Genomic DNA, 11502 nt, shown 5'->3' with positions numbered 1-11502 from the left:
ACCATTCACTCCGGCGGCCCGGTTCCGGGGACGCCTCCACAGCCACGTCAGTCACGAGAGTCACGTCAGCGAACCGCTAGGACCCGATGTGGGGTACGGCTCGCACCGGCATCGACTTGACCCCCGCTACAAAGGTGGAAGCCAGGTGCCGGACCTCGCCTGCGGGTTCGAAGCGTTCGATGCACGCAAAGATCCGTTCGAAGAGCATCCGCAGTGAGATCCGGGCCAGCGCGCCCCCGACGCAGTAGTGCGGCCCGAAGCCGAAGGCGACGTGCCGGTTGGGCCTGCGCTCGATGTCGAACACGTAGGGATCGGCGAAGACGTCTTCGTCCCGGTTGGCGGACCCCAGCCACGCGACCAGTGCCGAGCCCTCACGAATGGTGTATCCGCCGAGTTCGACGTCCCGGGTGGAGTAGCGCATGAAGTGGCTGGCCGGCGAGGACCAACGCAGCCCTTCTTCGACGCACCCGGACACGAGGGAGGGGTCCGCGGCGGCCTTCCGGTGGGCGGCCGGGTGGTCCATCAGCGCCTGTACCAGACCGGTGATGGTGTGCGGCGTGGTCACGTTGGCGCCGAGGATCAGGCTGTAGCAGTTGTAGACGATGGTCTCGTGGTCGAGCGGGCTCCCATCGATCCGCATGCTCATCAAGTGGCCGATCAGGTCGTCCGTGGGGTTACCGCCGCGGGCGGACAGCTGACGTGAGAAGTACTCGAACAGTTCGTGGTGCGCAGTGAGCAGCGTGAGGGGAGCGGATCCCTCCTGGAAGTCCGGGTCGTGCGGTGCGATCGCCATCGTGGTCAGCTTCGCCAGCCGCGGCCAGTCCTCCTCCGGCAGGCCCATGAACGTGCCGATGAAGTCCATCGGGAAGTCCATAGCGGCCACGGCGAGGTCGGTGCTCTCCCCGGTGAGCAGGGGGTCTAGGAGCCGGTCGACGGGCTTGAGCAGCACCTCGCGCCGGGCCTCCACGGCCCGGGCCGACAGCACGCGGTTGAGCGACTCCCGCAGCGCTGTGTGCCGTGGCGGGTCGGTCGCCGCCATCATCTTGCCGCCTGCCGGGTCGCCGCCGCCGAGCGCGGTGAGCAGCGTTCCCCGTTCGGACGTGAAGAACTCGTGGTCGCGCAGGACCCGGCACACGTCCGCGTACCGCACGACCGACCAGAAGTGCCGGCCGTCCTCCAGTTCCTGCCGATGCACGGGTGCCTTTGCCCGCAGCAGGCGCCATACCGCGTGCGGGTGCCCGTCGCTGTAGAGCCGCGAATCCCACAGGTCGACACGGTCCGGATCCACCGGCTGCCCCGGATCGTCCGGCGACATCCTCATCGGGTGCGCTCCTCGATCAGCGCCGCGAGCCTCGCCACCGTCGGTCTCAGGTAGAAGTCCCGCGGCGTGAGCGCCACCCCGAACTCGGTGGCGATGTCGGCGGTCATCCGCATACTGAGCAGGGAATAGCCGCCCAGGACGATGAAGTCGTCGTCGACCCCGATCCGGTCGATCCCCAGCAGGTCGGACCACATCTCGGCGATCTGTTCCTCTAGGGGGGAGCGCGGAGGAACGTAGTCGGTGAACAGGTCCGGGCGCTCACGGGAGACGAGCCCGGCTAGCTCGGCGCGATCGACCTTGCCGTTGACCGTCAGCGGAAGGTCGTCGACAACCCGATAGGACGCAGGCCGCGCGTAGTCGGGCAGTGCTGCAGCCGCCTGCTTCCGCAGCCCCAGTACGGACAACACCTGCCCCCTGTGCGGCGCGACGAAGGCGATCAGCCGTTGCGTCCCTGTCGTGGTCGGCTGGGCCACCACCGCCACGGCGCGCACACCCGGCTGAGCCGCGAGGGCGCTCTCCACCTCACCCGGCTCCACCCGGAAACCGTTGATCTTGACCTGCCGGTCGGTCCGCCCCAGGAACTCGAGCACACCGTCCGGGCGGACGCGCACCCGGTCACCAGTCCGGTACATCCTGCCGCCGGGCGGCGAGCTCCACGGGTCGCAGACGAAACGCGCCGCGGTCAGCCCCGGCGCGCCCGCGTACCCGCGGGCCAGTCCCAACCCCACCGCGTAGAGCTCGCCCTCCAGGGTCGGCCTCAGCCGTGCGTCCAGCACCCGTACGTCGGTGCCTGTGATTGGCCGTCCAATCGGCAGCGGTCCCGACTCCCCCGGGACGACCTCGTGGCAGCAGGTGAAGGTGGTGTTCTCCGTCGGGCCGTACCCGTTGACGAGCCGTAGGCCCGGCACCCGCGCCAGGATCTCCGCGGCGTGCCGTGGGGAGACCACGTCGCCGCCGACGACCAGCCGCCGCACTCCCGCCAGCCGGTCGACGTGCGCATCGACCATCAGCTGAAAGAGCCCGGCGGTCATCCACAGCGTCGTGATCTTCTGTTCGCTGATGAACTCCGCGAGTTCGGCCGGCGACGGCTCACTCGCAGGATGCACCACGAGTTCGGCGCCACCGAGCAGCGGAGGCCAGATCTCGAACGTGGACGCGTCGAACGCCACGGGAGCGAACTGAAGATAGCGGTCATGGGGGTCGAGCGGGGCGCAAGTCGGGTCGAGCGCCAGCCGCAGCACCGCCTCGTGGGGCACCGCAACCCCACGGGGGGTACCGGTGGACCCCGAGGTGAACGCGACATAGGCGAGATTGCCGCCCGCCGTCCCCGAGGCCTGTCCGGCGTCCGGATCCGGCCCGGCCGCCTCGTACCCCGGCAGCACAGTGCCTCTCTCGTCCACGAGATGACGCACGCCGACGGACCGCAGGGCCGTGGTGCGCCAGCCGTCCGGCTGCCGCGGGTCCACGGGCACGTAGGCGGCACCCGACTTCAAGACGCCCAGCAGTGTCACCACGAGCTCGACCGAGCGCCGAGCCAGAACGCCCACCGTCGACTCCCGGCCCATGCCGAGCGCCCTCAGCCGCTCCGCGACACGGTTCGCCCGCGCGTCCAGCTCCGCGTACGTGAGGACACAGTCGTCTCCGCGCACGGCCACCTTGTCGGGGGTCGCCGCGATCCGCTCGGCCAGCACCTCGTGCGCGGTATTCATCGGGCCACGTCCCGCTGCATGTCGTTGGCCAGCTCCGCCATCAGCGCCAGAGGCGCCTCGAGGAACGTATGGTGAGAGCCGCGAAGGGTGATGAACCGGACGTCGGAGCAGTACTGGCGCCAGCCGTCCATCAGCTCCGGTCGCACCTCCTCGTCACGGTCCCAGCCAATCACCGTGACGCCGCCCGGCAGCCGCAGCGGTTCGGGGATCCGGTACGCCTTGTGCGCGGCGATGTCAGCCTTCATGACCGAGAGCCCCAGCTCGAGCAGGTCCGGAACCGGTTCCCCGCCCATGGACCGGGTCAGCCCGGCAAGCTCGGTGGTCAGCTCCTCGTCACTCATGGCGAGGAACCGGCCGTACGGCGGCTCGTGCGGCGCCACCTGCGAGGATACGAAGAGCCGTCGCGGCACGGGCAGACCGGCCCCGGCGAGCCGGGTGGCCACCGCGAAACCGGCGAGTGCCGAACTGCAGTGCCCGAAGAACGCGAACGGTCGGTCCAAATAGGGTTCGAGCTCGGGAATCACCTGTTCGGCGAGGGCGTCAAAGGTGCCGTAGTGGGGTTCCGCCAGCCGGTTTTCCCGGCCCGGTGGCTGAATCGGGCACACTTCCGCGCTCCCGGCCCACTCCGGCCAGCGCGCGTACATGGAGGCTCCGACCCCGGAGTACGGGAAGCAGAAAATGCGGCACGTCGCGGCGTCATTGGGACGGCGAAGCAACCACTGCCCACGGATACGGTTGGCGTTCAACGATGACATGGCCCCCGTCAGACTTTCTCAAGTCGTCGGCAAGGGTCAGCAACCCTGCGCCGCGACATCCCCCATCTGGCTCAGCCTGAATCATGCCAACCACCTCTTCAGTTCCGGTTTCATTTCCCTTTCAGTCGGCTTGCCTCCGCTCTGCTGGGCCGGAAGGCAGGGGCCTGTGAGTCCCCCCTCGTAGCGTGGAGTCCGTGACTGCAGGGGAGCTGAGAGTCACGGCAGAGAAGCGTCGGGTGTCCAAGTCGGAGTTTCGTGAGAGGGCTGTAGGGATCGTGACCGAGACGGGGAATCCGATCTCCGAGGTTGCCGATGACCTGGGGATCAACGAGGCGACGCTCGCGAGTTGGGTGTCACGGGCCAAGCGAGGCGAGAAGGGCAAGCCAGCCGACGTGGATGAGGAGATCGCCCGGCTGCGACGAGAGAACGCGGTGCTGAAGGACAACAAGGAGCCGGCCATGGAACGTGATGCCCTCATCCGAAAATCTCCGGTTGTGGGGGGCGTGCGGGGGTGGCCCTGGGACTTGGGATGGTCGGAGGGCTGGCGGGGTGGGGTGGCTCAGGCTGGGGTGGGTTGGAGGGTGACTGTGTAGCCGAGGGCGGTCAGTTGCCGGCTGGCGGTGCGTATCTTGCGTTCGGGGCTGATGCGCTGGTCGTAGAAGCCGGAGCCGAGGTCGTGGTAACGGGCGTCAGGGTCGGACAGCAGGTGCCAGGTGATCACGAGGAGGGAGCGGCCGATGGCGACGACGGCTTTCTTCTTGCCGCAGCGGCGGGCGATGCGCCGGTAGCGCTCGCCCAGGAAGGTGTCGATGCGGGCGGCGACGACGGCGTTGCCCAGGGGGCAGGCCAGATAGCTGTTGCCGGGGTCTTGCCCCCTCAGCCGTACACCACGTCCGTGGACATGACTCACGCAGGATCAGATGCTCCCTCGGAGACGGCTGCGCACCCGCGGTTTCGTGTCCCCCGCTCCCAGTGGTCCCACGATGCCGACATCCAAAAGCGCCGCTCGTTGATCCTGAAGGCGCCGTAGGCGCTGCGCCGCCTCCCGTTCGGTGTCCGACGCGTCCGCCTCTGCCACTTCCCTGGCAAAAGCAGCCGCCAGACCGAGCATCCGGAACATCAGCGGATCCCTGTCGACCACCTTGAGTAACCGGCTGTCCACCAGCCGTTCCAGCGCCTCAGCGCTGTCAGGCACCGGGAGGTCCTGCACTGCGGTCGTCGAGAAGGCGGAGAAGACCCCGACGCCGGACAGTCCGATCATCCGGAAGAGGCGCCGCTCATCCTCGGTCAGGCGACGATAGGCGGGAGCGAAGCAGGAGCGGACGCTGAGTGAGTCGCGGGTGAGTTCGTCCAGAAGCCAGCGCGAGTGGGACAGACGGGAGGCGAGATCACCGAATGTCCAGTGCGGCTTGGCCGCAAGCCTGGCCCCGGCGATGCGCAGCGCGAACGGCAGGTAGCAGCAGAGGCGAGCCACTTCGCGAGCCGCGGCCAGTTCTTGGTCCACCCGCGCGGCACCCACGACGCGCTTGAGAAGCACCACGGCCTGGTGCTGGCTCATGTCGTTGAGCTCGATGCGGGAGGTGAAAGGCATGCCGGTGAGCCGTGCCCTGCTGGTGATGATTACGCCGCTCTCCGGGTTGCCCGGGAGCAGGTGCTGCAACTGTGCCTCGTCGGCGGCGTCGTCGAGCACCAGGAGAACGCGCCGGTCCTTTAGACCGTCACGGAAGCAGGCAGCCTTCGCCGTGAGGCCCTCGGGCAGCTCCGACAGAGGAAGGTTCATCGCGCTCAGCATCTGGGCGAGTGCCGCCTCGGGCTCCGTGGGATGCTCGGCGCTGCCGCCCAGATCGACGTAGAGCTGTCCGTCCGGGAATAAGGAACGCAGCTGATGCGCGAGGTGGACGGCGACTGTGGTCTTTCCGGCCCCGCCCTGGCCCGTGATCGCCGCGACGGTCGTGGTGGTGTGGTCACTGGCCGTGAAGATGGGAGCAACGACCTTGGAGGCCTCACCCGGTACAAAATCAGGAGTGTCGGCGGGAAGTTGCGACGGGGACGCCCATCCAGACCGCGACACGGTGATCGACGACCACGCGTTCGCCGTGCCGCTGTCCCGCGCGTCGTGCTCCAAAAGGGACCGATGCAGGTCACGCAGTTCGGAAGTCGGCTCAGCACCGAGCTCGTCGGCAAGCTTCGAACACAGCTCGGCGTAGACCGCGAGGGCCTCGGCCGAGCGGCTGGACCGGTGGAGGGCCATCATCAGGTGGCCGTGGAACGTCTCACGGAGCGGGTACCTCGCGACGAGGGGCTTAAGTCTGCTCACCACCTGCGTGTGCGCTCCCATGGCCAGCATCACATCGGTGTGCTGTTCCAGAGCGACCAACCGCAGCTCAGTCAGCCTATCGGCTTCGGCGGCGACGCAGTCACCCGCTGTGACGTCTGTGAACGCCTCTCCTTCCCAGAGCGACAGGGCGCGATCGAGCAGGTCGGCCGCCTTGTCGAGGAATCCCTTGTCGCGCTCCCGCATGCCTGCCGCCAATAACGTCTCGAACTGATCGGCGTCGACTTCGTCGGGTGACAGTCGGTAGGCACCGGGCTCGGTCGACATCACCGCCATGACGGTGCCCGGGTCGGACATGGACCGGAAGAGCGATCTGAGGCGCGACACCCTGACATGTACCGCGTTGGCCCGATTAACCGGTGCCTGGGCGGGCCATGCCGCCTCGGCGAGGTGGTCGATCGACACCACGCGCCCCGCGTGGGCCAGCATCTCCGCCAGGAACGCTCTGTCTCTGCGTCCAGTCAGCATTGTCCCTATCCCCTGCCCGTTCGACACTCTCAACGATCCAAGTACGCAGAACCTCATAACTTGATCGTTGCACGACAGTCACCCGATCACCACAGGCTGCAACCCTGTCAAAACTGCTCACGACGCGGGTCGTCGACGGCAAAAACGACGGATCAAAGTCCGTTCCGGTAGGCGCCCCATTGACCGCTCCGCACAGCGTCTCGTTGCGGCGCTCCGGGAGGCGGTTGCTCGCGGCGAGCACGCGCAGATGGTCCCGTGCGGTGCGCGCGCCGTGCGCGGCCTGCGCGTCGAGCAGGGCGCCGACGTGGCGTAGCGGCTCGTCGAGCGTCGCGTAGGCGCGGCCGCCGATGGTGGCGGTACCGGACGTCGGCCGGTCCAGGCCGAGTACTAGTGACCTTTTCGGATTGGCTTCGGGTGGTGACGATGGGTGATCCCTGCGGTATGCCGGTGTGATGCGGTGTGCGGATGGTGGGGGCCTCACGGCTGAGCGGCGGGCTGCGCGTGAAGGGCTCCGGCTGGAGGCCGGGGAGAGGTTCGCACGGGGTGACAGAACGTCGGACATCGCCAAGGACTTGCGGGTGAGCGAGCGTTCGGTGGAGCGCTGGCGCCACGACTGGCGTGAAGGCGGCATGGCGGGTCTGAAATCGAAGGGACCTGCGAAGCTGCCGAAGCTGTCGGACGAACGGTTCGCCAGGCTGGAGGAAGAACTGGCCAAGGGGCCGGCCGCACATGGCTGGGAAGATCAGCGGTGGACTCTGGAACGCGTGAGAACGGTGATCGGCCGCCAGTTCCAGATCAGCTGCTCCATCGCGGGAGTGTGGCGGCTCCTGCACCGCCACGGCTGGTCCTGGCAGAGCCCGGCTCGTCGCGCGCTGGAACGCGACGACCATGCGGTCGAGCTCTGGAAGAAGGACGTGTGGCCGCAGGTGGAAGGACCGCGGCGGCGCTCGGGGCCTACATCGTCTTCGAGGACGAGGCCGGGTTCGCGATGACGCCGCCACGAGCCCGCACGTGGGGCCGGCGCGGACAGACTCCCGTGGTCAGAGTGCGGGGGCGGTCCCGGCGACGGGTCTCGATCGCCGCGATGTGCTGCCACCGGCCCGGCGAACGGTCCCGGCTGATCTACCGGCCCCGCTTCCACTCGCTCCTCCAAAGAGCACGCAAGAGTTTCTCCTGGCAGGACTACCGTGACCTCCTGGTCCGCGCGCACTTGCAACTCGGCGCTCCGATCATTGTTGTCTGGGACAATCCGAACACCCATCGCACGGCCGGGATGCGCACGCACGCCGCCGGCCACGAGTGGCTCACAATCATCCAATTGCCTTCCTACATCCCGGACTTGGATCCCGTGGAAGGCATCTGGTCGCTGTTACGGCGCGGACCGATGGCCAACACCGCTCTCACCGATCCCGAACACCTCACCCGCACCCTCCACCGAGGACTCGCCCACATCCAGCGCCATCCCGAACTCATCGACGGCTGCCTCACCGAGACCGGGCTGATCTTCACCTCGCATCACCCGAAGCCAATCCGAAAAGATCAGTAGGCTTGCTCCCGCGGCGGGTGGGTTCACTGTGCGGTGAGCCATGCCAGGATCCTCACTGCCCTGTTGACAGGGGTGTCGACCGTGGGGTCGCGGTGGTTGGAGCGGCGGGAGATCTGCAGGGCCGGCTCGTTCGGGCGTCCTTGCCAGGTGACGTGCTGGATGGCCTGGCCATGTGGCTGGCCGTCGGTGCGGCTGAGCGTGCCCGTGTAGTGGGGATATATGTCCGCGTCGGGGTAGGCAGCGGAGATCTGGAAGCCGAGCCGGGTCCGCGCGGGGGTGTAGGCGGGACCGACGGGCAGGTCGTCGATGACGACGTAGAGGCCGCCGGATCCGTCCACAGTGACGGTGACGGCGTCCCCGACGACGTCGTAGCGGTGTCCGTGCTTCACGGAGAGCTGGAAACCGGTGTCGATCGGCAGACCCTGCTCAGCGGCGGCCTGCTTGATCTCCAGGCCGGTCATCTCCCGCTCGGGCAGCTGGACCGTCTGGTTGTTGATGGTCACCGGCATCGTGCGCGGCGGACGGTGCTCCTGGTCGATGGGACTGACCTGGTCGGGCGTGGCACTCATGGGGTATTCCTGCCCCGCCAGCGGGCGGGGCGACGGATGGGTGGTTGCGTAAGCGGGAGCGGGCAACGTTTGTCGATGGTTTTGGGTAGCACTTAGCGATCAGACGGCTCCAAAATGTCGATGAGAACTGGCAACGCTGGGCAGCCGCTGGTGAGCTTGGCGCGCCAACTGCGGTGGCTGCCGGTGCGCGTGCAATCCGGGTTCAGGCGCCTGAAAAAAGGATCGCTCACGGGCGATGACTTTGCTCCTGAGCAAGAGTCTCCTTTGGGAACGCCCCTGCCGGACGCCCACTGTTCGGGCCGGGGGCAACGCAGATCACGATCCTTGACAGGAGTCCAGCCCAAATGACTGATCCGGCACTGACAGCAGACCGCAATCGCGAGACCGGAGTCTGGCCCTTGATCCGCACCGAGCGAGCGGCGCTGGCGGCCGATCTCACAGATCTGACGGACGAGCAGTGGGCAGCGCCATCGCTTTGCGCCGGTTTGACGGTGCGTGAGGTGCTGGCGCACCTGACCGCGGGCGCAAGTCTCAACACCGTGAGCTGGCTGGCGGGTGTGATCCGCTGCCGGTTCGACTTCGACAAGCAGGTGGCCATGCGGCTGGCCGAGCAGCTCGGCGCGACCCCGGGCGAGACCCTTGAACGTTTCCGGCGCATCGTCCCGAGCACGACCAAGCCTCCCTTGCCTGCCATCGCCATGTTGGGCGAGACGATCGTGCATGGAGAAGACATCCGGCGCCCGCTGGGCATCCGCCGCGACTACCCGATCGGGGTCGTCACGGAGACGGCCGAGTACTACCAGGGCTCAGACCTCGTGGTCGTTGCCAAGGGACGCATCGGTGGCCTGAGACTTGTAGCGGATGACGGCCCGTTCGCGACCGGTTCCGGGCCTGTCGTGTCCGGCCGCACCTTGGCCCTGGTAATGGCCATGACTGGGCGCGCGACGTACTGCGACGATCTCGAAGGCGACGGTGTGGAACTCCTCCGCAGTCGCTGCGGGACAGCGTGACACGATGTCGTGGCCTCCAGCCCGGCCCCGGACCAGTGTCCGACGTGGCCCGGGGCTGACCCGACGTGAGTGGTCATCGTCGGGTGATGATGGGAATCTGGCTGGTCAGCCCGCGGCAGTGTCCCGTGCTCGGGCCGCCCGAGTGCTGGCGAGCCGATAGGACTCGGTGCCGGTTTCGATGATGTTCCCGCCGAAGGTGAGTCGGTCGACGATGGCCGCGCAGAGCCGTGGATCGGTGAATGTTTTGGTCCACCCGCCGAACGACTCGTTGGAGGCGATGGCGACGCTGTTCTTTTCCTCCCGCTCCGTCAGCACTTGAAACAGCAGTTCAGCGCCTCTGCGGTCCAGCTCCATGTGTTGGGTCGGGGACGGGACGCCGTGCACCGTTTCCGGTGCCGGTTTTCCCGTCCCCGCCCGCCGAACCGGACGTGCCCGTTGGCCGGGCATCCGGCTCTCCACGTGATCCGCTGGATCAGGCGAGGTATTCGCTGACCTGGCCGACGAAGGCCACATCGTCGTGGTTCGTCCGGCGGAAGCGTGCTCCGTCGGGATCGACCTCGTCGATGTTGTAGGGCGTGCTGATCTGCGCTCCCCGAAACTGGTAGCGCTGGACCCGCATCTTCGCCGGGTTGTAGAGGACGATTCCGCCCTCGGTGATGCGGTCCGCCCCGTAGTAGCGGCGCCGCAGCTGTTTCCAGGTCAGGTGGGGGTGTTTGTAGCGAATCCAGAGAAGCAGTCTCCACCACGCGTACCAGCCGAGGTAGGAGAACGTTCTTTTGGACGCGCCGTAGCGGAAGTAGGCAGCCCAGCCCCGCAGGACCGGGTTGACCGCCCGCAGCACCTCCTCCAACGAGTGCGAGGTGGTACTTCGCCCCGTCAGTTTCTTGATCTTGTGCATCACCGAGGCCAAGGCGGGCTTGGACGGAATGGTGAGCACGACGCGACGACCGTCGGACCAGGGCCTGCGCTGGATGTGGAAGCCCAGGAATACGAAACCGTCGTCGATGTGGGTGATGTGGGTCTTCTCGACCGAGAGGGTCATCTTCAGCTTGCTTGCCAGCAGCTCACCGATCTCCACCTTGAGCGTTTCGGCCTCGGACTTGGTGCCGTGCACCAGCACGACGAAATCGTCGGCGTATCGCACCAGACGGTAGTTCGGTAGCCCCTTGCGCCGCCGGGCTAGCCTGCGCCACCCGGGGCTCATCTCGGTGTCCCAGATCCGCGAGAAATGCCGGTCCAGGACGGAAAGATAGATGTTGGCCAGCAGCGGAGAGGCGACTCCTCCTTGCGGGGTGCCCGTGAGGGTCTCCGCGAATCCGCCGTGCAGTTCGACAACTCCGGCCCGCAGAAATGCGCTGACCAGCCGCAGGACCTTGCGGTCCTTGATGCGTTCGGCCACCAGGTCCATCAGGACGTGGTGATCGACGTTGTCGAAGCAAGCCTTGATGTCGCCCTCGATGCCCCAGTCGTAGGTCGACGGCTTGCGGGTGAAGCGGTGGATCTCGGCGATGGCATCCTGGGCCCGACGTCCGGGCCGATACCCGTAACTGGACGGGTAGAAGTCGGCCTCGAAAATCGGCTCCAGGACCAGCTTGAGGGCCATCTGCGCGACGCGGTCCCGCAGGGTTGGGATGCCCAGGTAACGGACTCTGCCGTTCTTCTTGGGAATCACCGCTTGTTTGACCGGCAGCGCGGCGAAGGACCCGTCCTTGAGCGAAGAGCGAAGCTCCTCCAGGAACGGAATCACTCCGTGGCGTTCCTCGACGTAGTAACGGGTAACCGCGTCCAC

At 67.2% G+C, this 11502-nt stretch carries 11 protein-coding genes and 2 pseudogenes; 4 read left to right on the top strand and 9 right to left on the bottom strand.

Translation table 11 applies throughout. The annotated features are described in order from the left end of the window. Positions 1-76: 76 nt before the first annotated feature. Genes CLM62_RS27440 through CLM62_RS27430 form a run of 3 tightly spaced genes read right to left on the bottom strand, consistent with a single transcriptional unit; the run spans position 77 to position 3785 of the window. Entirely contained in the window at positions 77-1321 is a 1245-nt protein-coding gene (locus CLM62_RS27440; RefSeq protein ID WP_095752598.1) for a cytochrome P450, read from the bottom strand. Beyond that, positions 1318-3030 (bottom strand): non-ribosomal peptide synthetase, encoded by a 1713-nt coding sequence (locus CLM62_RS27435; RefSeq protein ID WP_095752597.1) that lies wholly within the window; start codon positions 3028-3030, stop codon positions 1318-1320. Before CLM62_RS27435 ends, CLM62_RS27440 begins: the two co-directional genes overlap by 4 nt. After that, on the bottom strand, positions 3027-3785 hold the full coding sequence (locus tag CLM62_RS27430; RefSeq protein WP_095752596.1) for a thioesterase II family protein: 759 nt from the start codon (positions 3783-3785) through the stop codon (positions 3027-3029). Before CLM62_RS27430 ends, CLM62_RS27435 begins: the two co-directional genes overlap by 4 nt. A 194-nt stretch (positions 3786-3979) precedes the next feature. Between CLM62_RS27430 and CLM62_RS27425 the strand changes: the two genes are divergently transcribed. Next, positions 3980-4378, top strand: coding sequence for a transposase (locus CLM62_RS27425; RefSeq protein WP_179382249.1), 399 nt, complete (start codon positions 3980-3982; stop codon positions 4376-4378). Here the strand turns inward: CLM62_RS27425 and CLM62_RS27420 are convergent. The 3 genes and pseudogenes from CLM62_RS27420 to CLM62_RS51900 all read right to left on the bottom strand — a co-directional run. After that, complete coding sequence (locus tag CLM62_RS27420) at positions 4345-4695, bottom strand: hypothetical protein (RefSeq protein WP_095752594.1); 351 nt, start codon at positions 4693-4695, stop codon at positions 4345-4347. The two genes, CLM62_RS27425 and CLM62_RS27420, sit on opposite strands and share 34 nt — an antisense overlap. Positions 4696-4701: 6 nt before the next feature. Next, positions 4702-6588 (bottom strand): AfsR/SARP family transcriptional regulator, encoded by a 1887-nt coding sequence (locus tag CLM62_RS27415; protein ID WP_179382248.1) that lies wholly within the window; start codon positions 6586-6588, stop codon positions 4702-4704. Positions 6589-6793: 205 nt separating this feature from the next. Then, positions 6794-6979, bottom strand: a pseudogene (locus CLM62_RS51900) (ABC transporter ATP-binding protein); the annotation flags it as partial. A 61-nt stretch (positions 6980-7040) separates the two neighbouring features. On the opposite strand from CLM62_RS51900, the gene CLM62_RS27405 reads away from it, so the two are divergent. Together CLM62_RS27405 and CLM62_RS27400 are read left to right on the top strand one after the other, a co-directional pair. Then, positions 7041-7580 (top strand): winged helix-turn-helix domain-containing protein, encoded by a 540-nt coding sequence (locus tag CLM62_RS27405; protein ID WP_095752592.1) that lies wholly within the window; start codon positions 7041-7043, stop codon positions 7578-7580. Beyond that, complete coding sequence (locus tag CLM62_RS27400; RefSeq protein ID WP_257004122.1) at positions 7577-8134, top strand: transposase; 558 nt, start codon at positions 7577-7579, stop codon at positions 8132-8134. Before CLM62_RS27405 ends, CLM62_RS27400 begins: the two co-directional genes overlap by 4 nt. Before the next feature lie 23 nt (positions 8135-8157). Here CLM62_RS27400 and CLM62_RS50250 read toward each other — a convergent pair whose 3' ends face one another. After that, entirely contained in the window at positions 8158-8703 is a 546-nt protein-coding gene (locus CLM62_RS50250) for a multiubiquitin domain-containing protein (protein WP_179382247.1), read from the bottom strand. Between the two features lie 344 nt (positions 8704-9047). Between CLM62_RS50250 and CLM62_RS27390 the strand changes: the two genes are divergently transcribed. Then, the gene (locus CLM62_RS27390; protein WP_095752590.1) at positions 9048-9713 is read left to right on the top strand and encodes a maleylpyruvate isomerase family mycothiol-dependent enzyme; all 666 of its coding nucleotides are present in this window, start codon (positions 9048-9050) and stop codon (positions 9711-9713) included. A 105-nt stretch (positions 9714-9818) separates the two neighbouring features. Here CLM62_RS27390 and CLM62_RS27385 read toward each other — a convergent pair. Beyond that, positions 9819-10070, bottom strand: a pseudogene (locus tag CLM62_RS27385) (ATP-binding protein); the annotation flags it as partial. Positions 10071-10185: 115 nt separating this feature from the next. Then, positions 10186-11502, bottom strand: a 1317-nt coding sequence (ltrA, locus tag CLM62_RS27380) for a group II intron reverse transcriptase/maturase (protein WP_107483826.1), incomplete at its 5' end; no start/stop codon positions are given.

Origin of the sequence: Streptomyces sp. SA15, assembly GCF_002291145.1 — a bacterium.
Classification (GTDB): Bacteria; Actinomycetota; Actinomycetes; order Streptomycetales; family Streptomycetaceae; genus Streptomyces.
Note: the sequence above shows the minus strand (reverse complement) of the source record. Positions and strands in the feature narration are given on the sequence as shown.

What these genes read in the sequence shown, in the direction of transcription:
- CLM62_RS27440 (WP_095752598.1), bottom strand. Translation starts at nt 1,321, where the DNA reads ATGAGGATGTCGCCGGACGATCCGGGGCAGCCGGTGGATCCGGACCGT.
- CLM62_RS27435 (WP_095752597.1), bottom strand. Translation starts at nt 3,030, where the DNA reads ATGAATACCGCGCACGAGGTGCTGGCCGAGCGGATCGCGGCGACCCCC.
- CLM62_RS27430 (WP_095752596.1), bottom strand. Translation starts at nt 3,785, where the DNA reads ATGTCATCGTTGAACGCCAACCGTATCCGTGGGCAGTGGTTGCTTCGC.
- CLM62_RS27415 (WP_179382248.1), bottom strand. Translation starts at nt 6,588, where the DNA reads ATGCTGACTGGACGCAGAGACAGAGCGTTCCTGGCGGAGATGCTGGCC.
- CLM62_RS27405 (WP_095752592.1), top strand. Translation starts at nt 7,041, where the DNA reads ATGCGGTGTGCGGATGGTGGGGGCCTCACGGCTGAGCGGCGGGCTGCG.
- CLM62_RS27400 (WP_257004122.1), top strand. Translation starts at nt 7,577, where the DNA reads ATGACGCCGCCACGAGCCCGCACGTGGGGCCGGCGCGGACAGACTCCC.
- CLM62_RS50250 (WP_179382247.1), bottom strand. Translation starts at nt 8,703, where the DNA reads ATGAGTGCCACGCCCGACCAGGTCAGTCCCATCGACCAGGAGCACCGT.
- CLM62_RS27390 (WP_095752590.1), top strand. Translation starts at nt 9,048, where the DNA reads ATGACTGATCCGGCACTGACAGCAGACCGCAATCGCGAGACCGGAGTC.